The sequence below is a fragment of the Sphingomonas asaccharolytica NBRC 15499 genome, assembly GCF_001598355.1.
Taxonomy (GTDB): domain Bacteria; phylum Pseudomonadota; class Alphaproteobacteria; order Sphingomonadales; family Sphingomonadaceae; genus Sphingomonas; species Sphingomonas asaccharolytica.
Map to the genome: position 1 here is coordinate 1 of NZ_BCYU01000064.1, position 25,248 is coordinate 25,248.

Below are 25,248 nucleotides of genomic sequence, written 5' to 3' on the forward strand. Positions count from 1 at the left end.
TGAGGGTCTTCTTACTTCTTCTGTCTCGACACCAATCGCTCGGAAGAAGAAAGAAGACCCTCACCCGGCCTCTCCCGCAGGCGGGAGAGGGCTAACAACGAAAAAGGGGCGGCGGAACCGAAGTTCCGCCGCCCCTCTTTTCAGCTGTAAGCGTTGGAGCTTACGAAGCCTTCATGTTCGACGACACGTTGGTGAACGTGGTCTTCAGCTGGTTGCCCAGGCCCTGCATCGCGGCAATCGCGGCGACGGCGATGAGCGCGGCGATGAGGCCGTACTCGATGGCGGTGGCACCCTTCTTGTTGGTGAAAATCTTGCGAACGGTCTTCATATCCGGTCTCCAGTGGTTCGAACTACTTCAGTCACCCGGCTGAACCAGGATATGCCCCCGTCCAGCAGTTCGAATCAGTAGGCCAGGGCGGTTGAGAAAAGCTTAAAGCCGGAATGAAATGTTCCGGACGTGCGAATTAATGTGCGTTCTGGACCTTGTCGGACACGTTATTCCACATGCCGGTTGTCGTGCTGGCCAGCCCTTGCAAAGCGGCAAGCATCGTCAGGACGACCAGCGACAGGATCAGTCCGTACTCGACGGCGGTCGCGCCTCTTCGACTCCTGGCCAGTTGGCGTAGGACATGGATCATCGCTTTTTTGCCGCGTACGGCTCCCCAATCTGGGTATCGATGGTAGGCACGTTTCGTTAACGAATGACCAACAGCGCAAAAAGGGACGGCACCGAAATGGACTTGTTGCCCGTGGTTGCCGTCGCGCTGATCGATGCCCAAGGGCGTGTCCTGATAGCCCAGCGTCCGTTCGACAAGGAGCATGCCGGGCTATGGGAATTTCCCGGCGGCAAGATCGAGCCGGGCGAGTCGCCCGAGGCGGCGCTGGTCCGCGAATTGCGCGAGGAGCTCGGGGTCATGGTCTCGCCCGACCACCTCGAACCGCTGACATTCAGCAGCGCCGGCCGAGGAGAGCGGCATTTGCTCCTGCTGCTTTACCGATGCGCCGCCTGGCAAGGTGAACCGCGCGCGCTTGATGCCGCCGCGATCCGTTGGGTGCTGCCGGCCGCGCTGGCGGATTATGACATGCCACCCGCTGACCGGCCGTTCGTGTCAGTCCTTGCGGCCGAGCGCCGCGGCTAGCGAGACGGTGGCGCTGCCGCGCCGCGCCGGCTTGGGCTGGTCGGGTGACGGCGACCAGCCGGTCAGGAAGATCAAGTCGAACCGCTCCGCTGTGCGGCCATCGGGATCGGCACGGTCGGCAAACGCGGCGGCGGCGGCAGCCAGCGTGGTGCGGGCGAGCGGCACGCGGCCCCGCAGCACATTGGTCGCCGCCATGCCGCGCAGATCGCCGATCAGCCGGAACAGGTCGGGATAGCGGACGCTGAGCGTTTCGCTGTCCGCCACCGGCAAAGCGAAGCCGGCGCGGACCAGCAGGTCGCCGGCCGATCGCACGTCGATCATCGGGTGAAAACGGGCGGCAGGCCGATCGGCCTCTCCCTGCAGAAAGCTGGCACGCATCGACGGCAATGACGTGCCGCCGATGAAAGCGCCGAGGAACAAGCCGTCGGGCTTTAGCGCGCGGCGGATCTGGGCGAGCGCGCCGGGCACGTCGTTGACGCTATCGAGCACGCCTGCCGATACGACCAGGTCGAAGCTCTCCGAATCGAGCGGCAACAGATCCTCATCCGCCTGGATGCCGCCTGCTTGCGCGGCGAACAGGTGCCCCGCGTCGATCCGCGTCACCGCGCTGTTCGGCGGCGGCACGAATGCCCCGTCGAAGCAGCCGAGATCGAGCACGGCCGCGAAGTTGCGCTTCACCCCGTCCAATCGCTCGGCGATACCATCGAGCATCGCCGCGCGCAGAAAATCGTGGTTGGTGTAGATCGGCGCGGCACGATCCCGGCGTAGGCGTCGTGCATTGCGGTCGAAGATTTCGGGGGAGTCCATTGAGCGCGCTTGTGCCGCCGCGACGCGCGCGCGACAAGAGCGCGATGGGGGTGAAGGAGCTCTTGGCCGATACGCTGTCGCTGGCGCTGCCGCCGCGGTGTCCGGGTTGCGGCGCGGTGGTGAGGGGCGACCATAATTTCTGCGCGGCCTGTTGGGATTCGCTCGATTTCCTGGGCGAACCATGGTGTGCGACGTGCTGCGTGCCGTTCGAGATCGATCGCGGGCCCGACGCGCAATGCGGCGCTTGCCTCGCCAAGCCACCGGCGCATGCCGGCGCGCGTGCCGCCGTCGCTTACGGCCCCGTCGCCAAGACGGTTGCGCTGCGGCTCAAATATGGCGGCCGGCTTGCGTTTGCGACGACGGCGGCGCGGCTAATGGCGCGACACATGCCCATGGACGCAAATCTGTTGGTGCCGGTCCCCCTGCATCGCTGGCGGTTATGGGGCAGGGGGTTCAACCAGGCCGCGCTGATCGCCGATGCCTTGTCGGCGGCAAGCGGCGTTCCGCATGATCCGTTGCTGTTGCGCCGGATCAAACGAACGCCAGCGCTGCGCGGAATGAACCCGCGCCAACGCCGCGACGCGGTTCGTGCCGCATTCACTATCGAACGGCGGATCGAAGAGGAGCACGTCGTGCTGGTCGACGACGTCTATACCAGCGGCGCCACCGCCGACGCCTGCACGCGCGCGCTGCTCAAGGCGGGCGCCGGCAAGGTCACCGTTCTGTGCTGGGCGCGGGTGCTGAGCGATACGTCCGATTGACAAGCCGCACGACGCTCTCCACCTCTCTCTGACTATGGCCAAGGTAGAAGTCTACACCAAGGCGTGGTGCCCTTATTGCGTGCGAGCGATGAAGTTGCTCGCATCGAAGGGCATCGAGCCGATCGAATATGATGTCACGATGGGCGGTCCGAAAAAGGCCGAGATGGTCGATCGCTCCGGCGGTCGTATGACGATGCCCCAAGTGTTCATCGACGGAAAGCATATTGGCGGATCGGACGATCTCGCCGCGCTCGATGCGCGGGGAGGGCTCGACCCGCTGCTTGCGGCATGAATCTCGCCGGTAAAATCGCCGTCCTGCAGATGACGAGCGGGATCGATCCCGCCGCCAATCGGGCGACGATGGTCGATGCCGTGGCCGCTGCTGCGGCAGGCGGCGCGGTGATGCTGTTCACGCCGGAAGTATCTGGATTGGTCGACCGCAACCGTGAGCGTGCGGCGCCGAACCTGTTCACTGAAGCGGATGACCCAGTGCTCGCGGCAATGCGGGCTGCGGCGTCTCATCACGGCATCTGGGTGCATATCGGCTCGCTGCTGATCCGCCGTGATGACGGCAAGCTCGCCAATCGTGGTTTCGTGATCGATCATACCGGCGAGATTCGTGCTCGATACGACAAGCTGCATATGTTCGACGTCGACCTGCCGACGGGCGAGAGCTGGCGCGAATCTGCCGCCTATACGCCGGGCGAGGGTGCCGTGGTCGTGGCGACGCCGGTCGGCAGCCTGGGGATGTCGATCTGTTACGATATGCGCTTTCCCGATCTTTATCGCGCGCTGACCAATGCAGGGGCAACGATCCTCGCCATGCCCGCGGCCTTCACCCGACCCACCGGCGCGGCGCATTGGCATGTGCTGTTGCGTGCGCGCGCGATCGAGGGCGCCTGCTTCGTCGTTGCCGCCGCGCAAACCGGCGTGCACGAGGATGGCCGCGCGACGTATGGTCATTCGCTGGTGATCGACCCGTGGGGAGAAGTGCTGCTCGATATGGGGGAGGCACCTGGACTGGGCTTTGCCGAGATCGATCCGGCCAGACAGGACGACGTGCGGGCGCGCGTCCCCGCGCTCAAGCACCGCCGCGCGATTCCCGAGGTAGTGCGGGCATGATCGTGTTCGACCTCAAATGCGGCGGCGGTCATGTGTTCGAGGCATGGTTCGGCTCGTCGTCGGACTATGACGACCAGCGTGCGCGCGGGCTGGTAAGCTGTCCGATGTGTGGCAATGAAACGGTCGAAAAGGCCGTCATGGCGCCCAACGTCGCGGCTAAAGGCAATCGCCAGGCAGAGGTCACCCCCGCCGCGGTGAAGGCGGCGATGGCGACCTTGGCCAAGGCACAGCAACAGGCGCTGGCTAATTCAGAATGGGTCGGTACCATGTTCGCGTCGCGCGCCCGGGCAATGCATTCGGGCGAGGAGGACCATGCGCCGATCCACGGCCAGGCCTCGATCGAGGAAGCCAAGGCGCTGGCCGAAGACGGTGTGCCGGTCGCGCCCTTGCCCTTTCCGGTCGTTCCGCCCGAAGCCTGCAATTGACCCGTCCACCCGCGCTCGGTACCAGACCGGGCGTGGTTCCGTAGCTCAGCTGGACAGAGCGCCACTTTCCTAAAGTGGGCGTCGGGGGTTCGAGTCCCTCCGGGACCACCATCCTGCCATCGCTACGGTCGCTGCCGCTGCGCCAGTCCGCGCTTCCAGCGTGATCGCAATTCGCCCGGGCGGGCGGGGTATCGTTCGTCGAGGAATTGGGCAGCAACGACGCGGTCGGTGCGGAAGTGGCGGAAGTCCTGGCGCAGTTCGCACCAGGCGGCGATTACGCGCGCCTGTTCGAAAAAGCCGACGATAACCGGCCAGATCACGCGGTCGCTGACCTGTCCGCGTTCGTCGCGATAATCGATACGGATCTTTCTGCCCTCGCGGATCCAGGTGCGGGCAATGCCCAGGTCGATCGTGTCCGGCTCGGCTTGCGATCGTGGCGGCGTGCCGATCGAGGGATCGGCGATGAACGGCCGCAGGCGCTCGGGCACCACCGACGTTATCTTGGCGATCAAGTCGCGCGCGGCTGCTGCCAGCGCCGGATCGCCGCGTCCGGCCACCCATTGCGCGCCGAGCACGGCCGCCTCGATCTCGTCGGGTGTGAGCATCAGCGGCGGCATGTCGAATGCGTCGTCGAGAATATAGCCAAAGCCCGCTTCGCCGCGGATCGGGACGCGCTGGCCGATCAAGTCGGCGACGTCGCGATAGATGGTCCGTACAGAGACTTCGATCTCGGCCGCGATATCCTGCGCGGTGATCGGGCGCGATGACCGCCGCAGGATCTGGATGATCTGGAACAGCCGATCCGCACGACGCATGATGAAATCTACACCCCCGATTCCCTACTGACAGGATGCTGTCAGGAGGGCCGACTTACAAGCCTTTTCATCGGGCGCGGCGATGGGCCGCCGCTTCGAAGCGAAGGAGCCGCCGTTATGATTACTCTCTATCACGCCCCGCAATCGCGATCGTCGCGCATGATCTGGCTGCTCGAGGAATTGGGCGTGCCTTATGAGATCCGCCCGGTGTCGATTTTCCGGCCGATGACTGGCGAAGGTGTTGGCGATCCCGCCAATCCGCATCCCGACAAGCGCGTGCCGGCGATCGAGCATGACGGTGCGTTGGTCGCCGAGTCTGTCGCGATCCTGCAATATCTCACCGATGCATTTCCCAACGCCGGGCTCGGGCTGCGCGTCGGGACGCCGGAGCGTGGCGCTTATCTCACCTGGCTCGCCTGGTATGCTGCCGAAATGGAGCCGGCGATGTTCGCCGCGATGATGGGCGAACTGGTCGGCGCGCCGCGCAAGCAGCGCAGCTATGATACTGTCCTCGCCAGGCTGGAGCAGGCGCTCGCCAACGGCCCTTACGTGATGGGCAATGATTTCTCGGGTGCCGACTTGCTGATCAGCAGCGCAATGGCATTCGCCCGCCACGCTTTCCCGGAGAGCGCCGCTATCGATGCCTATATCGAACGCTGCCGTGCGCGACCGGCGGCGGAGCGGGCGGGGCTGCTGGACGACGCGTCGGGCATCCAGATCGTGATGACGTCGGAAACCGTCGCGGCCTGAATGCCTTTCCGACAGCAAAAGGGCGTCGCGCGGTCTCCCGCGCGGCGCCCTTCAGGTCTTTCCGACTTACGCCTTGACGTGCTTCGAGATGTACTTGTTCATCTCGAACATCGTGCACTTGTCGGTGCCGAACACCTTCTTCAGCTTTTCGTCGGCCAGAATCTCACGCTTGTTGGCGGGATTCTGAAGGTTGTTCTTCTTGATGTGGTCCCACACCTTGCTGATCACCTGGCTGCGCGGCAGCGGCGCCGTCCCCACGATCGCGCCCAGCTCGGGCGACGGGGTGACGGGCGCGTGAATTCCGCCGGTCTTGGGTGCAGTAGCCATTGCATTCCTTCCTGTTCATTTGGCCGGTGTTCCGGCCCCAGACTCGTTACGCCTCATGGAGCGCGCGCCTCTTGTGCGCTGCCTTTTTGCGCTTGTCACGCCTTAGGATAGCACGCGGAGCGACTTTTGACGCCGAGATGACATAACCTCGATGCGCAGGGCGTTGGTTTGCGCCGGCTCGGCGTGGCGATGGGGGTACCGAGGCCAGATTCCGGAACGCGCGATAGCCGGTGTCCGATACTATCCCCGCATATCGTGTCTCGATGCTCCTAACCGCTGGCGCGGCGGCCCGCGCGCGGGCAACGCACACGACCGTCGAATTCCCGGTATGCTGAAGGTTGCCCCCGCCGCGCCAGCGGTTAGAAGCGGGCGCGACAATCAGGGAGCCGATACCGATGAAGACCCGCGCCGCCGTCGCATTCGAAGCGAAGAAACCGCTGGAGATCGTCGAGGTCGACCTGGAAGGTCCCAAGGCGGGCGAAGTGCTGGTCGAGATCATGGCGACCGGCATCTGCCACACCGATGCCTACACGCTGGATGGGCTTGATTCGGAAGGGATTTTTCCGTCGATCCTCGGTCACGAAGGCGCCGGTATCGTGCGCGAGGTCGGTCCTGGCGTGACCAGCGTGAAGCCCGGCGACCATGTCATTCCGCTCTACACACCCGAATGCCGGCAATGCAAAAGCTGCCTGTCGGGCAAGACCAATCTGTGCACGGCGATCCGCGCGACGCAGGGCAAGGGGCTGCTTCCGGATGGCACGACGCGCTTTTCGTACAAGGGGCAGCCGATCTTTCATTACATGGGTTGCTCGACTTTCTCGAACTTCACCGTCGTGCCGGAGATCGCGGTGGCGAAGATTCGCGAGGACGCGCCGTTCCAGACGAGCTGCTATATCGGCTGTGGCGTGACCACCGGCGTGGGCGCCGTGGTGAAGACGGCGAAGGTCCAGGCGGGCGACAATGTAATCGTGTTCGGATTGGGTGGAATCGGTCTAAACGTCATTCAGGGCGCCAAAATGGTCGGCGCGGACAAGATTATCGGCGTCGATCTCAACGACTCGAAGGAGGAATGGGGCCGCCGATTCGGCATGACCCACTTCGTCAATCCCAAGACGGTGGAGGGCGATCTGGTCGCCCACCTGGTCGCGCTGACCGATGGCGGCGCCGATTACACATTCGACGCGACCGGCAACACGGATGTCATGCGCACCGCGCTCGAGGCATGCCATCGCGGCTGGGGCACCAGCATCATCATCGGCGTGGCTGAAGCCGGCAAGGAAATCTCGACCCGTCCGTTCCAGCTCGTCACCGGACGCAACTGGCGCGGCACCGCATTCGGCGGCGCCAAGGGCCGTACCGACGTGCCCAAGATCGTCGATTGGTACATGCAGGGCAAGATCGCGATCGATCCGATGATCACCCATGTTCTCAAGCTCGACGAGATCAACAAGGGATTCGACCTGATGCATGCCGGCGAGAGCATCCGCAGCGTCGTGATCTTCTGAAAAAGCATTCATCTGGGGAGGATAAAGCCATGTTTTCGCACATGATGGTCGGCAGCAACGACCTCGACCAATCGAAGAAATTCTACGACGCACTGTTCGGCGCGATCGGCGGGAGGGAGGCCATGGTCGATCCCAAGGGCCGGCTGATGTATATGCACAATGGCGGCATCTTCATGGTCACCGCGCCGATCGACGGCGCGCCCGCCTGTCATGCCAATGGCGGCACGATTGGCTTTGCGATGGAAACGCCCGAACAGGCGGATGCCTGGCATGCCGCGGGCGTTGCCAATGGCGGCACCGCGATCGAGGAAGATCCCGGCGTTCGGGAAGGGGCCGGCATGAAATTGTACCTCGCCTATCTGCGCGATCCGGACGGCAACAAGCTGTGCGGGCTTCACCGGCTGGGCTGATCGCGTGTCGCTGACCGTCAAATCGACCAATCGCGCCTTTGGTGGCGTCCAGGGCGTGTACGAACATGCCTCGGCCGCCACCGGCACGCCAATGACCTTTTCGGTATTCGTGCCTGAGCATGAAGCGGGCACGCGCCTACCGGTGCTCTGGTATCTGTCGGGGCTGACCTGTACGCACGCCAATGTCACCGAAAAAGGCGAGTTTCGCCGCGCCTGCGCCGAACACGGCGTGATCTTCATCGCCCCCGACACCAGCCCGCGCGGCGACGACGTGCCTGATGACGAAGCCTATGATTTCGGCAAGGGCGCTGGCTTCTATGTCGACGCGACCGAGGCGCCCTGGTCGGCCAATTTCCGGATGCGGTCCTATATCGAGGACGAGCTCCCCGCGCTGATCGCGACGGAGTTCGCGATGGCCGACATGACGCGCCAGGGAATCACCGGTCATTCGATGGGTGGCCATGGCGCGCTGACGATGGCGCTGCGCAATGCCGGGCGCTTCCGTAGCGTCTCGGCCTTCTCGCCGATCATGTCGCCGCTGCATTGCCCCTGGGGCGAAAAGGCGCTGGGCGGTTATCTCGGTGCCGATCGTGCCGCTTGGCGGCCTTATGACGCCTGTGCGCTGATCGACGACGGCGCGCGCGTGCCAGACATCCTGGTCGATCAGGGCGATGCCGACGCGTTCCTCGCCGACCAGCTCAAGCCCGAATTGCTGGCCGATGCCTGCCATCGCGCCGGGATAGACCTGACGCTGCGGATGCAGCCGGGTTATGATCACAGCTACTATTTCATCTCGACCTTCATGGCCGATCATATCGCCTGGCACGCCGCCCGGTTGAATTAAGCCTTACGGGCGAAGTTGCCATCCGGGTCGGCAACGAGGCCGGCGCGTCTGCTCGCGGTTCCCCGGTCACGATAGCGATCAGGCAAGAAAAAGGCTCCGGGGATAACCCCGGAGCCTTTGAAGTGCGAGGCTGGTGCCTCCGTCGTTAGAACTTGAAGCCGGCGGCGACGCCGAAGCGGCGCGGGTCCAGCGTGAAGATGTTGGTGAACAGGCCCGACGACTGGTCGGTCACATATTGGCCCGTGATCGCATTGTTGTTGGTCAGATTCTGAACAAAGGCGCGCAGATACCATTTGTCCTCGCGGCCGTTGAGCTGAACCTGAGCATTGATGATCGTATAGCCCTGGATTCTGTCGACATTGCCGTTGAAGATCGAGGCGTAGGTATTGCCGGTATAAGCGAGATCGGCGCGGGGAACGAGGCTCATACCGCCCAGGTCGATCGTGTACTGAGCGCCCACCGAGGCTTTGTAGGTCGGCGCGCCCGGCAGCTTGTTGCCACGGATGTTGACCGGGACACCGTCGAGCACCTTAACCCCGCTAGGCGCGGCACTCGCCTGCAGCGCGCTGCAGACGCCATAAGCGCCGGTCGTGCCGTTCATGCCCGGAATCGCTACCGGAGCCTTCAGGTTCAGTGCCGGGTTGGCATTGACCGCCGCGACATAGCCGTTGCTCAGCGCCGCACCGCCCGGGCCGGTGGGAATGACGACGCAGTTGGAGCCGTTGGTCACGTCCTTGATGATGACGGCATCGGTCCGGCCGCCCGACACGTCGCGCGGGTTAACCAGGAACTTGTCGCTCGAAACCTTGGTCTTCAGATAGCTGAAATTTGCGTTGATCACGAAGGCCGGGATCGGGCTGATGATTGCTTCCGCTTCGACGCCATAGATATCGGCGCTGACATTGTCGTTGACCGAGGTGCGCGCGACGATGCGGCTGAGCTGAAGGTCATCGTACTTATAATAGAACCCGGTCAGGTTGAGGCGGAGCGCACCGCCTCCGAACGTGTTCTTGGAGCCGATTTCGAACGCGTCGACCTTTTCAGGATTGAAGGTGGTCGGCACGTTGAAGGTCGGCGGCAGCGGCGGGTTGATGCCGCCCGACTTATAACCGCGCGAGTATGATGCGTAGAGCATGTTGTTCGGCGTGATCTTGTAGTCGATCACCGCGCGGCCGGTCAGCCGTTGGAAGCTGACCCGGTCGACCGCGTAATTCTGGACACCCGGCTTGGTCGGGTCGAAGTCGACCGTCGCCGTGTTGAGGCCGTCCTGATTCATATTGTCCGACCCGATCGGGGTCAGGATGTTCAGCGTCAGGTTGCGCGCCTTGTCATATTTGGAGTCATGATTGTAGCGCAGGCCGAGCGTCAGCTTCAGCTTGTCGTTGAACGCGAAATAGGTCTCGCCGAAAATACCGTAGGACTTGAGGCGGAACTCATCGCCATCGTTGCGATAGAATGGCGTCGCCAGGAAGGCGTTGCCGGCAACGCCGGGGATCGACTGCGAGCTTGCCGCGCCGAGAATGCCCGAGGCATAATCGAGCCCGAAAGCGTTGACGAAATAGTCGGTATTCTGGGTCTTGGAGTCGACATAGATGCCGCCCAACAGGAAGTTGAACATCCCGTCGAAATGGCTGTCGATATGGGCCTCAGCTGAAATTTGCCGCGTCATCGAACGCGAGCGATCGAAGTCGAGGCTCTCTGGGAAACAGCCGACGGAGTTACCGCCATAAACTCCGACATTGTTTACATCGCTCGACGACTGGCAGATGCCGCCATTAGGACCCTTGGGAATCAACGTGTTGCGGACCCCGGCGAGCCAGGTCGCCGGACCGCCCGGCTGGCTGGCGCCATAGAGCGCGAACAGGCCCGGATTGTTGATCAGCGGATTTTCCGCGGCGAGATTATAGTCGCTCGTGCTGTCGACTGAGTTGCGAGCATAGCCGCCGGTGAAGTTGAACACGACCGGGCCGAAATCGTGCATGACCTTCAGCGTGTATTGCTCTTCCTCGGCGAAATAGGTCGGGTCGACATCGGCGTTGATCGTGCGGACGTCGCCTGGCGTCGTCACGCCGGCATAGGGATCGGCAGCGGAATTATAGAGGCTTTGGAGACCGAAATTGGCCAGTGAATTGCCCTGTGAGATGCCGACGGCGTTGGCCACTGCGTCCGAAGCACCGAGCTTTTTTGCCGCCGCGAAGCCGCCGCTATAGCCATTGATGTAGAAGAATTCCTTCGACGACAGCACTGCGGCCAGCGTCGACAGGCCATTCGCCGGCGAACTGCCGAGGCGGTCGGGCAAGCATCCCAGCACGCCGGTCGGATCGCGATGGCAGAGCTGCTTCTGGATGCGGGCGCGATGGTCTTTCTCGCGGAAATAATAACCGATCAGGTCGACGCGGGTGTTCGAATCCGGTTCCCACGACAGTGTGCCGCGGATCGACCACAGATCACGGTCGTCGACCTTGTTCTTGGTGAACTCGTTATAGGTATAGCCGTCACGGTTCAGGTAGAGGCCGGCGACGCGCACACCCAAAGTTTGGGTGATGGGGAGGTTGAACATCCCCTTCACCTTCTTCGAGTTGTAATTGCCGTATTCAACTTCACCCGCGGCACCGACCTTCGACAGATCCGGCTTGGCGGTGATGAAGTTGACCACGCCTGAGGTCGCGTTGCGGCCGAACAGCGTGCCCTGCGGACCGCGCAGCACTTCGACGCGCTCAAGATCGTAGAACTCGCTTTCGAACAAGCGGGTCGAGGTCAGCGGCATGTCGTTGACATGGATCGCGGTCGCGCTGTCGCAGGTGGCCCCTACGCATAGATCGCCGATGCCTCGAATCGTGAACGACGATGAGGTGAAGTTGGTCTTGGTATAAGTGATCGAAGGCAGCGTGAGCTGCAGCGAGGAGGGATTGACGATCTGCTGCTTTTCGAGCGCGGCGCCGGTGAAGGCGCTGACCGCGATCGGCACGTCCTGCAGCCGCTCCGATTGACGCTGAGCGGTGATGACGATGTCCTGGCCGTAACCGGCGGTGGCGCCGTTATCCTGATCGGACGTGGCCTGGGGTGCCGGTGTTGCCGGCGCGGGCGCGGGTGCATTCTGCGCCATCGCGGGCGTGGCCGCGATCAGCGCGATAGCCGACGCGGCAAGCAGTTCGAATTTCCTCATGGTACATCCCCTCATGCATGCGCCCCCGATCTTGGATGCCGGTTGGCGTGGTTTCCGATGAACTGGCATGAGCCTAGGTAGCTTGGTCTTGCGGCGTCAATGGGGTTCGGGCACGGAAAACGGCGGGTTTCCTCGTCTGTTGCTTAAAAGAAACAGTATCGACCATACCCAAGGCTCGATTTTACGGCTGTGCCGTAACGTCACTCAGGTTTGAAAGACCGGATCGACAACCATGAATGACCATGACGATGATTTGAATGACGGCGATCTGGTGGCTCCCGCGCCGAAGATTCCGGTGCCCGATGAAGTCGCCGACGCGGTCCGCACGCTGATTCGCTGGGCCGGCGACAAACCCGATCGCGAAGGCCTGCTGGATACGCCTTTACGCGTGGCGCGCGCTTGGAAGGAATATTGCGCGGGATACCAGGACGATCCGGCCTTGCATCTGAAACGCGTGTTCGAGGAGGTCGGCGGCTATGACGACATCGTGCTGCTCAAGGACATTCCGTTCCAGTCGCATTGCGAGCACCACATGGCGCCGATCATCGGCAAGGCGCATATTGCGTACCTTCCCAAGAACCATGTCGTGGGCATCTCCAAGCTGGCCCGCGTGCTCCACGGTTTCGCGCGGCGGCTACAGGTCCAGGAAAGACTGACTGCCGAGGTCGCCGATTGCATCTGGGACAATCTGCAGCCTCAAGGCGTCGCGGTGGTGATCGAAGCGAGTCATGCCTGCATGACCGCGCGCGGTGTCCGCACACCGGGGGTGTCGATGGTGACCAGCCGGATGATGGGTGTGTTCCGCGATGACGAACGCAGCCGGCGCGAAATCCTGGCGCTGATGGATATGCAGGGCAGGGCGTGATCCGCACGGTTCTGGTCACCGGCGGCTCCCGGCGGATCGGTGCGGCGATCGTCCGTGCGCTGGCGGGGGCAGGGCATCGCGTGGTAATCCATCACCATCATCCGCACGACGAAGATGCCGTATCGCTGGCGCAGGAGCTCGATCCGTCGGGCGATCGCATCGCGACGGTGGTCGGCGATCTTGCCGCGCCCGATGCCGCGTCGGCGATCCTGCGCGCGGCGCGCGGCGCGATGGACGGGCCGATCGACGGCTTGGTCAATTGCGCGTCGGTGTTCGAGTTCGACCGGCCGCCGCATTTCGATCCGGCCTTGCTGAGCCGGTTGACCGCGGTGAACCTGGCGGCGCCCGCGGCGCTGGCCTGTGCCTTGGCCGAACAGGACGAGCTGCAGGATGGCGCGGTGGTCAACCTGCTCGATCAGAAGGTGGCCAATCTCAATCCCGATTTCTTCAGCTACACGCTGACTAAGATCGCGCTCGAAGGCGCGACGACGATGCTCGCTCAGGCGTTGGCGCCACGCGTGCGCGTCAACGCCATCTCGCCTGGCCTGACATTGCCGAGCGGCGATCAAAGCGAGGCGGAATTCGCGAGCGTCGCCGACGAGAATTTGCTGCGCCGGCCAGTGCCGATCGAGGAGATCGCGCGCGCGGTCGACTATTTGCTCACCACACCGGCAGTGACCGGGCACAATCTGTTCCTCGATAACGGCCAGCGGTTCCTCAAGCGGCGGGGCGACGTGATGTTCTCCACGCCAGGGCGGCGGGATGGCTGAGGCGACCTTCACGATCCGTCTCGATGGACTCGAAGTGCGGATGAGGCTGGGCATTCACGAGGTGGAGCTTGCCGGGCCGCAGCGCGTGCTGGTGTCTGTCGCGATGACCTGCGCCTATCCGGCGGTGCCCGAGGACCGCATCGAGGCGGTGGTCAATTACGACGATATTCGCGAAGGCATATTGGCGATCGCGGCCGGCGGGCACGTGATGCTGCAGGAAGTGCTGTGCGAGCGCATCGCGGCGCTATGCTTCGCCGACCCCCGCGTCATTGCCGTGACGGTGCGGTCTACCAAGCCCGACATTTATCCCGATGCGGCGATCGGGTGCGAGATCGTTCGGATCCGTGGAGTTGAGCAATGAAGCGTTTCATTCTCGGATTGGCGACCCTGTCGTTCGCTGTGCCAGCGCTGCCGAATGCCAGCATGGCGGCGGCGCGACCGGGGATCGAAGGATCGTGGCAAACTGGCTGTCTACCGATCGGCAAGAACGGCCGGCATGGCTTCATCACGCGGCTGGAGATCAAGCGCGGCAGGATCACCGCATCGTCGCAAATCTATGCTCATAATGATTGCGATACGCCGACGGTCCATACCGAGTATCGCGGCAAGATCATCGATGTGCGGTGGGCTAACGACGGTGTCACCGATTTCGATCACGAGGTCGCCGCGATTACCACGACGGCTGACGATCCCGAGGTGGTGACGATCTATAATGCGAGCAATTCGGGTTGCGGCTTTGGCGGCGGCTGGCAGCTTGGCGTCGCTCGCGCCGTGGATGGCCGAACCTGCGCGCCCTGGACCTTCCCGGCGGCAGGTATGCGCCTTTACGAACGAGGATGGATCGCCGGCGACGAACTGCGCATCGGAAGCTTCCCGACGGTGTGGACCAACACCACGCCCGAGAAGCGTCCGACGAGCCCGGGCCTGCTCGTCTTCCGCCGCGTCACGCAGTGAGAGCGGTTTAGGCGCGGTTCGCCGCGCTCAACACTGCGCGGACGCTTGCCGTCGCGACGTCCTCGTCGATGCCGACGCCCCACACCGTCCCGCCATCCGCCGCGCGGCACTCGACATACGCGGCGGCCTGGACGTCGCTGCCATGGCCGATGGCGTGCTCGACATAGTCGACCACCTCAAGCTCTATCCCAAATCCGTCGCGAATCCCCGCGAGCACACTCGAAATCAGGCCGTTGCCGCGTCCGCTCACCGACTTGACGCTGCCGGTTTCGGCGATGCTGCCGGCGAAGATACGTTCGCCATTGGGCGCGCGCGTCTCGTCATAGGCCTGGAGCTGCAGCCGCTCGCCGCCATAGGGCAGGTACGTGCGCTGGAAGAGCTGCCAGATATCGTCGGCATTGAGCTCGCGGCTGGTCTGGTCGGCCAAGGCCTGGACGTGCTTCGAGAAATCGGCCTGCAGGCGTTTGGGGAGCTTCAGCCCCTTGTCCTGCTCCAGGATCCAGGCGACGCCGCCCTTGCCCGACTGCGAATTGACCCGGATCACCGCTTCATAGCTGCGGCCGAGATCGGCCGGATCGATCGGCAGATAGGGGACTTCCCACACATCGTTATTCTGGCGTTCGCGCGCGGCGAACCCCTTCTTGATCGCGTCCTGATGCGAGCCCGAGAAGGAGGTGTAGACCAACTCGCCGGCATAAGCATGCCGCGGATGCACTGGCAGGTTGGTGCAATAGGTCACGGTGTTGATGATCTGATCGATGTCGGAAAAATCCAACCCAGGATCAACGCCTTGCGTGTACATGTTGAGCGCGACCGTCACTAGATCGCAATTGCCGGTCCGCTCGCCATTGCCGAGCAGGCAGCCCTCGACGCGGTCGGCGCCGGCCATCAGCCCCAGCTCTGCCGCCGCGACCCCGGTGCCGCGGTCGTTATGCGTGTGCAGGCTGATGATCACGCTGTTGCGATTGGGGATCGTGCGGCCGAACAGCTCGATCTGGTCGGCATAGACGTTGGGCGTCGCGCATTCGACCGTCGCGGGCAGGTTGAAGATGATCGGCTTGTCGGGCGTCGGCTGGAGCACGTCCATCACCGCCGCGCAGACCTCGACCGAGAAATCGAGTTCGGCGGTGGAGAAGGTCTCTGGGCTGTATTCGAACCGCCAGTCGGTGCCCGGTCGCGCCGCGGCGCAGTCGCGCAGCATCTTCGCGCCATCGACGGCGATTGCCTTGATCTCGTCCCTGGTCATGCCGAACACGATCTTGCGCCAGGCAGGCGAGACGGCGTTGTACAGGTGGACGATCGCGGTGGGCGCGCCGATCAGGCTGTCGAAGGTTGTCTCGATCAGGTCGCGGCGCGCCTGGGTCAGCACCTGCAGCGTCACGTCATCGGGTACGCGGCCCGATCGCACGAGATCCTGGATATAGTCGAAATCGGTCGCGCCGCTCGCCGGGAAGCCGACCTCGATCTCCTTGATCCCGGTCTTGACGATCAGGTCGAAGAAGCGGGTCTTCTTCTCGGCGTCCATCGGATCGATCAGCGCCTGGTTGCCGTCGCGCATGTCGGTCGACAGCCAGATCGGCGCCTGGGTGATCGCGCGCGATGGCCATTGCCGGTCGGGCAGGTTGATGGGCGGAAAGGGGCGGTATTTGGTCGATGGGTCGCGCAGCATGGCTATGGCTCTTCTCGTCGTCAGGAGCGGCGGGGAGGGTCAGGCCCTTAGGCGCGGTGCGCGCCGTCGCCGGCACGCGGGATGAACTACGCGCCTAAGGGCGCGTAAGTCGAAGCAGGGTAAGGCCGAGTCCGATCGTCATCTCGCATTCAGCCCTAGCCGCCGATGGTTAAGAAAGTCCAGCCCGAAAGACTGATCCACGGCAAGGTCATTTCGGATGCGGTGTGGCAGTGTCACTGTCCTGTAAGGAGTATCGTATGCGTCAGATCGTCTATCGTAGCATCACCACCGCCGAGAGCGGCCGCGCCGCAGACGACATTCCCGACATCGTTCGCCAGGCAGCGGCGCGCAACGGTATCGAAGGGATAACGGGCCTGCTCTATACCGAGGACGATACCTTCCTTCAGGTCATCGAGGGGCCGTCGGACAGCGTGTCCGACCTGATCGCGCGGTTGGAAAATGACGCTCGCCATCGCGACCTGACTATTCTGGTCGATCGCTCCATCGCGGAGCGCGAATTCGGTGACTGGACGATGATCTATCGCGATCGCCGGGAATCGATCGATGCGTTCGACGATCGACTGCGGGTGTTGCTCGCCGGCGTGTCCGACGAGACCGTCCGTCACTTCAGGGCATTGCAGCCTGCCTGACAGGCAAAGAGCCTCTCCCGCAGGCCGGAGAGGGAATTCAAGAAATGCGCGGTGATTGCGGTCCTTGTCCTACTCCCCGAACAGAGCGTCGAACGGGCTCTTGGGCAGGCACCAGAGGAAGGCGACGAGCGCCGCGGCGGCGATCCCGAGCCATGGCGAGATGAAACTGAGCGGTGCTCCGGCCAAATAGATCATCACCGCGGCGACGCCCTTGCGGGAGGTCTGGCGGTGATAGGTCTCGGCCTCCGTTCCATGGACGCCGGTCCGCCGGATTTCGCCTTGTAGCGGAACGTAGAACACGCCCGGCAGGACCATCGACGCCAGATAAACCAACGTCGCGTCCCGGCTGAAATGCTGCTCGCCCAGATAGGCGGCGGTAAACGGGATCAGCGACAGCGTGAACAGCAGGCCGAGGTTCAGCCAGATCAGCAGGTTGGTCACCCGCGTAGCATGGCTGAACAAGCGGTGATGGTTGGCCCAATAGATGCCGACATAGGCGAAGCTCAGCAGGTAAGCGAGGAAGACGGGCCAGAGGTGCAAGAGCTTGTCGAGCCCAGGCAGCTCGGGCGCATGCAGCTCGAGCACCATGATGGTGACGATGATCGCGATCACGCCATCCGAAAAAGCCTCGACACGCCCGATCCCGGGCCTGCCTTCCCCACCTTCGCTCACTCTGCGCCGAACCCCGCCTCGATGACGGGGCCGACGGTATCAGAAATCGGCGGCACGTCAGTTCTTTTCCTTGTCCACCAGCTTGTTGGCGCCGATCCACGGCATCATCGCGCGCAGCTCGCTGCCGATCTTTTCGATCGGGTGCGCTGCCGCTGCCTTGCGCGCGGCCTTGAGCTCGGGCTGGCCGGCGCGGTTGTCGAGGACGAAGTTCTTGACGAAGCGGCCCGATTGAATGTCGGCGAGCACGCGCTTCATCTCAGCCTTGGTCTCGTCGGTGATGATCCGTGGCCCGGTGGTGATGTCGCCATATTCTGCGGTGTTGGAGATCGAATAGCGCATGTTGGCGATGCCGCCTTCATAGAGCAGGTCGACGATCAGCTTGGTTTCGTGGAGGCACTCGAAATAGGCCATTTCGGGAGCGTAGCCCGCCTCGACCAGGGTCTCGAACCCGGCCTGGATCAAGTGGGTGATGCCGCCGCAAAGAACGGCCTGCTCACCGAACAGGTCGGTCTCGCATTCTTCCTTGAAATTGGTCTCGATGATCCCCGACCGACCCCCGCCGACACCCGAGGCATAAGCCAGCGCGATGTCGTGCGCGTTGCCGCTGGCATCCTGATGGATCGCGATCAGGCAGGGGACGCCGCCGCCGCGGACATATTCGCTACGGACGGTATGGCCGGGACCCTTGGGCGCGATCATGATGACGTCGATGTCCGACGGCGCTTCGATCAGCCCGAAATGCACGTTGAGGCCGTGGGCGAAAGCGATCGCCGAGCCGGGGCGGATATTGCCCTTGAGGTCGTTTTCCCAGATCGCCGCCTGATGCTCGTCGGGAGCGAGGATCATCAGGATATCGGCCCATTTGGCCGCTTCCTTGTTCGACAGGACCTTGAACCCGGCGCCCTCGGCCTTCCTCGCGGTGGCCGAGCCCTCACGTAGCGCGATCGCGACATCCTTGACGCCCGAATCGCGCAAATTCTGGGCATGGGCATGGCCTTGCGAGCCATAGCCGACGATGGCGATCTTCTTGTCGGTGATCAGGTTCAGATCGGCGTCGCGATCGTAATAGACACGCATTTCAATCCCTTTCGAAACTTAACCGTCATGCCAGCGAAAGCTGGCATCTCATGAGTTGATTCCCTGGTGGCGCAAGATCCCAGCCTTCGCTGGGACGACGCGATCTGTCGATCGCTACGCCGCGTCTTTACCCCGCGAAATGGCGACGATGCCGGTGCGCGCGACCTCGATCAGGCCGACCTCGTTCATCAATTCGACGAACTTGTCGATCTTCTCGGTCCCGCCGGTCACTTCGAACACAAAGCTCGATATCGTCGCGTCGACCACGCGCGCGCGGTACACTTCGGCCAGGCGCAACGCTTCGATCCGCGCTTCACCGGTGCCGCGTACCTTGACCAGCGCCAGTTCGCGCTCGACATGCGCGCCCTCGGCGGTAAGGTCGCGGACCTTGTGCACCGGCACCAGCCGGTCGAGCTGCGCCACGATCTGTTCGAGCACATGCGGGCTGGCCGAGGTCACGATCGTGATCCGACTGACCTGCTTGTCCTCGGTGATCTCGCTCACCGTCAGGCTCTCGATATTATAGCCTCGCGCGGTGAACAGGCCGGCGATCCGCGCCAGGATACCCGGCTCGTTGTCGACGATCACCGCGAGCGTGTGACGCTCGGCTTTCTCTTCCTTGATGTGCATAGGATCAGACCAGGGCCTTGGCTTCGTCGTTGAGCGTGCCTGCGACCTTGTCGGTTTGCAGGATCATCTCGACATGCGACGCGCCTGACGGGATCATCGGGAAACAATTCGCCAGCTTGGCGACGCGGCAGTCGACGATCACCGGGCCGTCATGCGCGAGCATGTCGGCGATGCCGCCATCGAGCTGCGACATCTCCTCGATCAAGATGCCCTTCCAGCCATAGGCTTCGCCCAGCTTCACGAAATCGGGCAGGCTGTCCGAATAGCTTTCCGAATAACGGCTTTCATAGGTCAGTTCCTGCCATTGGCGGACCATGCCCATATATTCGTTGTTGAGGATGAAGATCTTGACCGGCAGCCGGTATTGCGTCGCCGTCGCCAGCTCCTGAATGTTCATCTGGATCGAGGCTTCACCGGCAATGTCGATGACCAGCGCCTTGGGATTGCCGAGTTGCGCGCCGATCGCGGCGGGCAGGCCATAGCCCATCGTGCCGAGCCCGCCCGAGGTCAGCCATTTGTTCGGCGCCTCGAAATCGAAATGCTGCGCCGCCCACATCTGGTGCTGGCCGACTTCGGTGGTGATGATCGGCGCCTGGCTGTGGGTCGCTTCCCACAAGGCGCGGATCGCGCGTTGCGGCATGATCTCCTTGCCGTCGCCTTCGGGGAAATCGAGGCTCTTGACCGCGCGCCAGCCCTCGATCCGTCGCCACCATTCGTTGGTGTCAGGCTTGGGATGCTGGCGCGCTTTCCACACGCGGACCATGTCCTCGAGCACATGGCCGACATCGGCGACGATGCCGAGGTCGATGCGCACGGTCTTGTTGATGCTCGACCGGTCAATATCGACATGGACCTTACGCGCATTGGGCGCGAAGGCGTCGAGCCGGCCGGTGACACGGTCGTCGAACCGTGAGCCGAGCGCGAGGATCAGGTCGGCCTGATTCATCGCCCAATTGGCTTCGTAAGTTCCGTGCATGCCGAGCATGCCGAGCCATTGTGGGCTGGACGCGGGAAAAGCACCCAGGCCCATCAAGGTTGAGGTGACCGGCGCGCCGGTGATCTTCGCCAGCTCGCGCAGCAGCAGCGACGCTGCAGGCCCCGAATTGATGATCCCGCCGCCGGTATAGAGGATCGGGCGCTCGGCCGCGGCCAGCATGTCGACCAATTGCTCGATCACCGCGGGATCGGCCTTGATCTGCGGGCGATAGGTCTTGTGCTGGATCGGTCCGGGGCGGGTGTACTTGGCCGTGGCGACCTGGACGTCCTTGGGGATGTCGATGACGACCGGTCCCGGACGGCCTGAGGTGGCGATATGGAACGCCTCATGGATCGTCGCGCCCAGCCGTGCCGGATCCTTCACCAGGTAATTGTGCTTGGTGCAGTGCCGGGTGATGCCGACCGTATCGGCTTCCTGGAATGCATCCGATCCAATCAGGTGCGTCGCGACCTGGCCGGTGATGACCACCATCGGGATCGAATCCATTAGCGCATCGGTGATCCCGGTGACCGCGTTGGTCGCGCCGGGTCCCGAGGTGACGAGCACCACGCCCGGCTTCCCGGTCGAGCGCGCATAACCCTCTGCCGCGTGGGTCGCCGCCTGTTCGTGGCGAACGAGAATATGCCGCAGCCGCTTCTGCTTGAAGATCGCATCATAGATCGGAAGCACCGCGCCGCCGGGATAGCCGAACACGACTTCCACGCCGAGATCGCACAGCGCCTCGACCAGGATATCGGCTCCACTTTTTTCGGCCACGACAATGTACTCCTTCTTCGCATACGCAACATGATTGCAGACGGGCGGCTCTACGTGCATGAAAACTACGCGTCAACCGTCAATGCTGCAATCTTATTGCTATTTCACCAATACGATTGAAACTATCTGTCTCTTCGGAGCGTGTCCAGTCTGCAGGCGGCTGATTGCGGAACCAGGTATATTGGCGTTTGGCATATTGGCGAGTGGCAAGGCTGGCGCGCGCGGTCGCCTCGTCGACGCTGATCTCGCCCAACGCCGCGGCGGCGAGTTCGGGCATGCCGATCGCGCGGCGAATGGGGGCGTCGAGCGGGACGTCTTCGCGGGCGATCAGCGCCGCCACTTCCGCCATCGCACCGGCGTCGACCATCGCCGCGAAGCGGCGATCGATCCGCTCGTTAAGCCAGTCGCGCGGCGGCAGCAGGATTGTGGCGACCAGATCGATACGCTCGCCGATTCCACCGACGCGCTCCCGCCGCCAGTCGGCGATCGGGCGTCCGGTCGAGCGGACGACTTCGAGCGCGCGGCAGATGCGGCTGGTGTCGGCCGGGTTGAGCCTTGCCGCTTCCGCCCGGTCGACAGCGGTAAGTGCCGCATAGGCATCGGACAGGTTCATCGTGCGAACCTCGGTGCGGATCGCGGGATCGATCTCCGGCACCGGCGCGATCCCGTCGATCAGCGTGCGGAGATAGAGCCCGGTGCCGCCGACCAGGATCGGCAAGCTGCCCGCCGCCACCGCGCGATCGATCTCGACCCGCGCTTCCGCCGCCCAGCGCGCCGCCGAATAGCCAGTATCGGCGGCGTCGACATGGCCAAACAGGCGGTGCAGCGCCCGTTTTTCTTCCTCAGGCATGGGGCGGGCGGTGACGATGCGCAGGTCGCGATAGACCTGCGCGCTGTCGGCGTTGATGATCGTGCCACCGAATTTCTCGGCAAGCGCAAGGGCCAGCGCGGACTTACCGCTCGCTGTCGGGCCTGCGACGATCGCTACCTTCGGCAGCTCGGTCTTACTCATCCCCGTTCGCTTCGAGCGAAGTCGAGAAGGACCTCCCCACAACCAAACGTGTCTCGACTTCGCGCGACACGAACGGGTAGGGCGGCGGCTTCAAGGAGACCCGACTTGTTCATCGCGACCCTGATAGCTCCCGATCTGCCCCAGGGCGAGGTCACCGCAGCACGCGACCGGCTCGATGCTGCCGGATGTCTGCCCGTCGCGCAGGTCTGGATCGAGGAAAGCGAGGCGATCGACCTCCAGTTCGGTCTCGATCCCGACGCGGCGCGCGCCGCACTGGAAGGGCAGAGCTATGACGTCGTCGTCCAGCCGGCCGAAGATCGCCGCAAGAAATTGATCGTCGCCGATATGGATTCGACGATGATCACGGTCGAATGCATCGACGAGCTCGCCGATTATGCCGGGATCAAGGCGCAGATCGCAGCCGTCACCGAAGCGGCGATGCGCGGTGAACTCGATTTTGGCGAGGCGCTCGATGCGCGCGTCGCGTTGCTCAAGGGGCTCGACGAAAGCGTGATCGCGCGATGCCTCGCCGAACGCGTCAAGATCATGCCCGGGGCGCGCGAGCTGGTCCGCACGATGCGCGGCTGGGGGGCGAGCGCGATCCTGGTGTCGGGCGGCTTTACCCGCTTTGCCGAACCGGTCGCGGCCGAGATCGGCTTTACCCGCGCGATCGCCAATGTCCTCGAGATTGCCGACGGAAAACTCGCCGGCACCGTCAGCAAACCGATCGTCGACGCCTCGACCAAGCTGGCCACCTTGTCGGAGGCGGTGCTCGACCTCGACCTGTCGCGCGCGGAGACGCTCGCGGTCGGCGACGGCGCCAACGACCTGGCGATGATTACGCAAGCGGGGCTGGGCGTCGCCTATCACGCCAAGCCGGTGGTGGCGGCCGCGGCCGGCGCGCGGATCGATCATGGCGACCTGACGGCGCTTTTGTTCGCGCAGGGTGTTGCGCGGAAGGACTGGGCGGCCGGCTAACCGCCACACCCCTGTGCGATTTCAACCAGTATGGAGGGCTTGCGGCCAATCCACCGGCCCGAAACGAGCCCGTTGGTCGGGACGCCAATGACCTCGATACGATCCGGTCTCACGCCATTGGCAATCAATCGTTTGCGTACTGCGGCAATTCTCGCGTTCCACAGTTTGGGCGCGGATGCTCCACGGTTATAGACAGTAATGCGCATGAACAGTCCGGACTGCCGCGAAGGAGATCCTCGACGAGCGATGCGACGTTGCGGTCCGATTCGGCTGTCATTCCGGGGCGGCCATAGCTGAAATCGGCCGGCATCCATGTGATGCATGCAGATGCCGGCATCGCGAGGAACAACCAACAAAAGCAGAGAGCGACGATGGCGCGAGGCAGCATAATGCTCTCCTGTCCGACATCGTAAATGTGCATAGTGCGCCTAGCGTTGTACAGGCGTTTTTGGCTCGAATTCGGTTTCTTCTTTGAAACAGTTGTTGCCAATGCACCGTAGCGTGGAAATAGTGAACGTTCACAATCGATGGCGGAGAGGACTCATGGACCGGAGAAGCGCGTTGGCAGTGATGGCGTCGGGGCTGGCCTTGCCGGCGTTCGCGGCCGAGCGTCGTCTTTCTCCCGTTACCGCCGGATTGGCGATCGATCGCAACCGCATTGACGCCACGCTCAAGCAGATGGTTTCCGCCAACCGTGCTGCCGGTGCCTCTTGCCTGGTCTGGCAGCGCGGGGCCGAGCGCTATTTCGGCGCGGCGGGGTTTGCCGATCGCGAGGCCAAGCGGCCAATGGCGCGCGATACGCTGGTGCAGATTTTCTCGATGACCAAGCCGGTCACCGGTGTCGCGCTGATGCAGCTCTGGGAGCAGGGCAAATTCCGGCTCGACGATCCGCTGGCGAATTACCTGCCGGCGTTCGGCAAGGTGAAGGTGCTCGCGGGCGGTATCGGCGCCGACGGCAAGCCGGCGCTGCGCGACCCGGCCCGGCCGATCATCATTCGCGATATCCTGCGGCACACCGCCGGCTTCTCGTACGGGATGCGCGATACCGCTGCCGACAAGATCTTCCACGAGGTGGATCCGCTGGCGCTCACCAACACGCTCGACGAGTTCGGCGACAAGCTTGCGAGCGTGCCATTGCTGTTCGATCCGGGCGCCGAGTGGAGCTACAGCACGGGCGTCGATGTCCAGGCATTGCTGGTCGAGCATCTGACCGGCGAGAAGTTCGAGCCTTATGTCCGTCGCACGATCCTCGAGCCCTTGGGCATGAAGGATACCGCCTGGACCCAACCGCCGGAACGCCTTGCGCGATTCGCCGCTACTTATATGCAGGCCGCGGGCGGCAAGCTTGATCGCGTTCCCGACGACAAGGCGCGCGCGCTCAATTTCGGCCCCCGCAAACTGACGATGGGCGGCGCGGGGCTCGCCTCGACGCTCGACGATTATATGCGGTTCGCACGGATGCTGCTCGGACGCGGCACGCTCGAAGGGACCCGGATTGTCTCGCCCGACACGATCCGCGTGATGTCGACCGATCAGCTCGATCCGCGAATCACCAAACGCTTCTTCCTGCCCGGCAAGGGTTCGGTCGGGTTCGGTATCGATTTCGCGGTGCGGATCGCGCCACCCAAGGATGCAAAGGAGAATCGCGGGACGGTCGGCGAATTCTTCTGGGACGGCGCGGAAACGACCTTGTTCTGGGTCGATCCCGTCAACGATCTTGCCGCAGTGTTCTTCGTCCAGGTTCTCCCGTTCGACGGGACATTGCACCACGACATCCGCCAGGCGGTATACGGGCCGGACTATACCGGCCCGGCCGCCTGAGGCGGTTGCGGGCCGACGTTACGGAGCGACCGGCACGCACTCCGACCCGGCGCGCTTGACCGCGCCGCACAGCCGCGCGGCGTCGCCCTGCGAGCGGATTGGCCCGGCCTGGAGCTTGGTGATCGCGCCAACCTTGCGCAGATAAGGCTGCATGCCGGAAAGGCCGCCGACCTGCCCCTTGAGCCGCGCCCACAAGGCCTTGGCGTTGCCCTCGTCGCGGAACGCGCCGAACTGGACACGCCAGCCGCCGCCGCTCGCGACCGCGGCAGGCGCCGGTTCCGGCGCGGGCCGGACGGGCGCTGGCTTCGGGCGCGGGACAGGCGGGG

General features: G+C 63.6%; 29 protein-coding genes and 1 tRNA gene. 17 read left to right on the forward strand and 13 right to left on the reverse strand.

The window, feature by feature from the left end:
- Window positions 1-160: 160 nt before the first annotated feature.
- Both SAS01S_RS15990 and SAS01S_RS15995 read right to left on the reverse strand, forming a co-directional pair.
- A complete protein-coding gene (locus SAS01S_RS15990; protein ID WP_066590201.1) occupies window positions 161-328 on the reverse strand; it encodes a Flp family type IVb pilin in 168 nt (55 codons plus the stop codon).
- Window positions 329-464: 136 nt separating this feature from the next.
- Window positions 465-638, reverse strand: coding sequence for a Flp family type IVb pilin (locus SAS01S_RS15995; protein ID WP_066810609.1), 174 nt, complete (start codon window positions 636-638; stop codon window positions 465-467).
- Between the two features lie 96 nt (window positions 639-734).
- On the opposite strand from SAS01S_RS15995, the gene SAS01S_RS16000 reads away from it, so the two are divergent.
- Window positions 735-1,139 (forward strand): (deoxy)nucleoside triphosphate pyrophosphohydrolase, encoded by a 405-nt coding sequence (locus tag SAS01S_RS16000; RefSeq protein WP_066810656.1) that lies wholly within the window; start codon window positions 735-737, stop codon window positions 1,137-1,139.
- On the opposite strand, the gene SAS01S_RS16005 is transcribed toward SAS01S_RS16000, so the two are convergent.
- On the reverse strand, window positions 1,110-1,946 hold the full coding sequence (locus tag SAS01S_RS16005) for a class I SAM-dependent methyltransferase (protein ID WP_066810611.1): 837 nt from the start codon (window positions 1,944-1,946) through the stop codon (window positions 1,110-1,112). The two genes, SAS01S_RS16000 and SAS01S_RS16005, sit on opposite strands and share 30 nt — an antisense overlap.
- A 44-nt stretch (window positions 1,947-1,990) precedes the next feature.
- Here SAS01S_RS16005 and SAS01S_RS16010 point away from each other — a divergent pair, with 44 nt between their 5' ends.
- The 5 genes from SAS01S_RS16010 (at window position 1,991) to SAS01S_RS16030 (ending at window position 4,365) form a co-directional block, all read left to right on the forward strand.
- Window positions 1,991-2,707 carry a ComF family protein gene (locus tag SAS01S_RS16010; RefSeq protein WP_066810658.1) on the forward strand — a complete coding sequence of 239 codons (717 nt, stop codon included), beginning with the start codon at window positions 1,991-1,993 and terminating at the stop codon, window positions 2,705-2,707.
- Between the two features lie 34 nt (window positions 2,708-2,741).
- Window positions 2,742-2,999, forward strand: a complete 258-nt coding sequence (gene grxC / locus SAS01S_RS16015; protein WP_066810614.1) for a glutaredoxin 3 — start codon at window positions 2,742-2,744, stop codon at window positions 2,997-2,999.
- Window positions 2,996-3,829 (forward strand): carbon-nitrogen hydrolase family protein, encoded by an 834-nt coding sequence (locus SAS01S_RS16020; protein ID WP_066810615.1) that lies wholly within the window; start codon window positions 2,996-2,998, stop codon window positions 3,827-3,829. Before grxC ends, SAS01S_RS16020 begins: the two co-directional genes overlap by 4 nt.
- On the forward strand, window positions 3,826-4,254 hold the full coding sequence (locus tag SAS01S_RS16025; protein WP_066810617.1) for a DUF1178 family protein: 429 nt from the start codon (window positions 3,826-3,828) through the stop codon (window positions 4,252-4,254). The genes SAS01S_RS16020 and SAS01S_RS16025 overlap by 4 nt, the downstream gene beginning before the upstream one ends.
- A 34-nt stretch (window positions 4,255-4,288) precedes the next feature.
- Window positions 4,289-4,365 (forward strand) — tRNA-Arg (locus tag SAS01S_RS16030).
- A gap of 11 nt (window positions 4,366-4,376) precedes the next feature.
- Here SAS01S_RS16030 and SAS01S_RS16035 read toward each other — a convergent pair.
- A complete protein-coding gene (locus tag SAS01S_RS16035; protein WP_066810619.1) occupies window positions 4,377-5,069 on the reverse strand; it encodes a helix-turn-helix transcriptional regulator in 693 nt (230 codons plus the stop codon).
- Between the two features lie 117 nt (window positions 5,070-5,186).
- Between SAS01S_RS16035 and SAS01S_RS16040 the strand changes: the two genes are divergently transcribed.
- The gene (locus SAS01S_RS16040; RefSeq protein WP_066810621.1) at window positions 5,187-5,819 is read left to right on the forward strand and encodes a glutathione S-transferase family protein; all 633 of its coding nucleotides are present in this window, start codon (window positions 5,187-5,189) and stop codon (window positions 5,817-5,819) included.
- Window positions 5,820-5,885: 66 nt separating this feature from the next.
- On the opposite strand, the gene SAS01S_RS16045 is transcribed toward SAS01S_RS16040, so the two are convergent.
- Window positions 5,886-6,146 carry an SWIB/MDM2 domain-containing protein gene (locus SAS01S_RS16045; RefSeq protein WP_066810623.1) on the reverse strand — a complete coding sequence of 87 codons (261 nt, stop codon included), beginning with the start codon at window positions 6,144-6,146 and terminating at the stop codon, window positions 5,886-5,888.
- Window positions 6,147-6,541: 395 nt separating this feature from the next.
- Here SAS01S_RS16045 and SAS01S_RS16050 point away from each other — a divergent pair, with 395 nt between their 5' ends.
- From SAS01S_RS16050 to fghA, 3 genes are read left to right on the forward strand one after another with little or no spacing between them, the layout of a single operon-like run.
- Window positions 6,542-7,651, forward strand: a complete 1,110-nt coding sequence (locus tag SAS01S_RS16050) for an S-(hydroxymethyl)glutathione dehydrogenase/class III alcohol dehydrogenase (protein WP_066810625.1) — start codon at window positions 6,542-6,544, stop codon at window positions 7,649-7,651.
- 29 nt (window positions 7,652-7,680) lie between these two features.
- Entirely contained in the window at window positions 7,681-8,061 is a 381-nt protein-coding gene (locus SAS01S_RS16055) for a VOC family protein (RefSeq protein ID WP_066810626.1), read from the forward strand.
- Window positions 8,062-8,071: 10 nt separating this feature from the next.
- Complete coding sequence (gene fghA, locus SAS01S_RS16060; RefSeq protein WP_157082854.1) at window positions 8,072-8,905, forward strand: S-formylglutathione hydrolase; 834 nt, start codon at window positions 8,072-8,074, stop codon at window positions 8,903-8,905.
- A 145-nt stretch (window positions 8,906-9,050) separates the two neighbouring features.
- Here fghA and SAS01S_RS16065 read toward each other — a convergent pair whose 3' ends face one another.
- Window positions 9,051-12,071, reverse strand: a complete 3,021-nt coding sequence (locus SAS01S_RS16065; protein ID WP_066810628.1) for a TonB-dependent receptor — start codon at window positions 12,069-12,071, stop codon at window positions 9,051-9,053.
- Window positions 12,072-12,303: 232 nt separating this feature from the next.
- On the opposite strand from SAS01S_RS16065, the gene folE reads away from it, so the two are divergent.
- Genes folE through SAS01S_RS16085 form a run of 4 tightly spaced genes read left to right on the forward strand, consistent with a single transcriptional unit; the run spans window position 12,304 to window position 14,660 of the window.
- Entirely contained in the window at window positions 12,304-12,936 is a 633-nt protein-coding gene (gene folE / locus SAS01S_RS16070) for a GTP cyclohydrolase I FolE (RefSeq protein ID WP_066810629.1), read from the forward strand.
- Entirely contained in the window at window positions 12,933-13,706 is a 774-nt protein-coding gene (locus SAS01S_RS16075) for an SDR family NAD(P)-dependent oxidoreductase (RefSeq protein ID WP_066810631.1), read from the forward strand. Before folE ends, SAS01S_RS16075 begins: the two co-directional genes overlap by 4 nt.
- Window positions 13,699-14,067 (forward strand): dihydroneopterin aldolase, encoded by a 369-nt coding sequence (locus tag SAS01S_RS16080; protein WP_066810633.1) that lies wholly within the window; start codon window positions 13,699-13,701, stop codon window positions 14,065-14,067. Before SAS01S_RS16075 ends, SAS01S_RS16080 begins: the two co-directional genes overlap by 8 nt.
- Window positions 14,064-14,660, forward strand: a complete 597-nt coding sequence (locus SAS01S_RS16085; protein WP_066810636.1) for a hypothetical protein — start codon at window positions 14,064-14,066, stop codon at window positions 14,658-14,660. Before SAS01S_RS16080 ends, SAS01S_RS16085 begins: the two co-directional genes overlap by 4 nt.
- Before the next feature lie 7 nt (window positions 14,661-14,667).
- On the opposite strand, the gene leuA is transcribed toward SAS01S_RS16085, so the two are convergent.
- Window positions 14,668-16,329, reverse strand: a complete 1,662-nt coding sequence (leuA, locus tag SAS01S_RS16090; protein WP_066810642.1) for a 2-isopropylmalate synthase — start codon at window positions 16,327-16,329, stop codon at window positions 14,668-14,670.
- A 257-nt stretch (window positions 16,330-16,586) separates the two neighbouring features.
- Here leuA and SAS01S_RS16095 point away from each other — a divergent pair, with 257 nt between their 5' ends.
- Window positions 16,587-16,979, forward strand: a complete 393-nt coding sequence (locus tag SAS01S_RS16095) for a BLUF domain-containing protein (RefSeq protein ID WP_066810644.1) — start codon at window positions 16,587-16,589, stop codon at window positions 16,977-16,979.
- Between the two features lie 69 nt (window positions 16,980-17,048).
- Here the strand turns inward: SAS01S_RS16095 and SAS01S_RS16100 are convergent, their stop codons facing one another.
- The 5 genes from SAS01S_RS16100 to miaA all read right to left on the reverse strand — a co-directional run bounded on the left by SAS01S_RS16100 (window position 17,049) and on the right by miaA (window position 22,123).
- Window positions 17,049-17,651: a TMEM175 family protein gene (locus tag SAS01S_RS16100; RefSeq protein ID WP_245656943.1), complete on the reverse strand. Its 603-nt coding sequence runs from the start codon at window positions 17,649-17,651 to the stop codon at window positions 17,049-17,051.
- 57 nt (window positions 17,652-17,708) lie between these two features.
- On the reverse strand, window positions 17,709-18,728 hold the full coding sequence (ilvC, locus tag SAS01S_RS16105; protein WP_066810646.1) for a ketol-acid reductoisomerase: 1,020 nt from the start codon (window positions 18,726-18,728) through the stop codon (window positions 17,709-17,711).
- A 114-nt stretch (window positions 18,729-18,842) separates the two neighbouring features.
- Entirely contained in the window at window positions 18,843-19,358 is a 516-nt protein-coding gene (ilvN, locus tag SAS01S_RS16110; RefSeq protein WP_066810648.1) for an acetolactate synthase small subunit, read from the reverse strand.
- A 4-nt stretch (window positions 19,359-19,362) separates the two neighbouring features.
- The gene (locus tag SAS01S_RS16115; protein WP_066810662.1) at window positions 19,363-21,111 is read right to left on the reverse strand and encodes an acetolactate synthase 3 large subunit; all 1,749 of its coding nucleotides are present in this window, start codon (window positions 21,109-21,111) and stop codon (window positions 19,363-19,365) included.
- Window positions 21,112-21,190: 79 nt separating this feature from the next.
- Entirely contained in the window at window positions 21,191-22,123 is a 933-nt protein-coding gene (miaA, locus tag SAS01S_RS16120) for a tRNA (adenosine(37)-N6)-dimethylallyltransferase MiaA (protein WP_066810650.1), read from the reverse strand.
- A gap of 105 nt (window positions 22,124-22,228) precedes the next feature.
- Here miaA and serB point away from each other — a divergent pair, with 105 nt between their 5' ends.
- Together serB and SAS01S_RS16130 are read left to right on the forward strand one after the other, a co-directional pair.
- Window positions 22,229-23,101, forward strand: coding sequence for a phosphoserine phosphatase SerB (gene serB / locus SAS01S_RS16125; RefSeq protein ID WP_066810652.1), 873 nt, complete (start codon window positions 22,229-22,231; stop codon window positions 23,099-23,101).
- Window positions 23,102-23,644: 543 nt separating this feature from the next.
- Window positions 23,645-24,922, forward strand: a complete 1,278-nt coding sequence (locus SAS01S_RS16130; protein ID WP_066810654.1) for a serine hydrolase domain-containing protein — start codon at window positions 23,645-23,647, stop codon at window positions 24,920-24,922.
- Window positions 24,923-24,940: 18 nt separating this feature from the next.
- Here SAS01S_RS16130 and SAS01S_RS16135 read toward each other — a convergent pair.
- Window positions 24,941-25,248: SPOR domain-containing protein (locus SAS01S_RS16135; RefSeq protein ID WP_169804975.1), on the reverse strand; the 308-nt coding region annotated here is incomplete at its 5' end.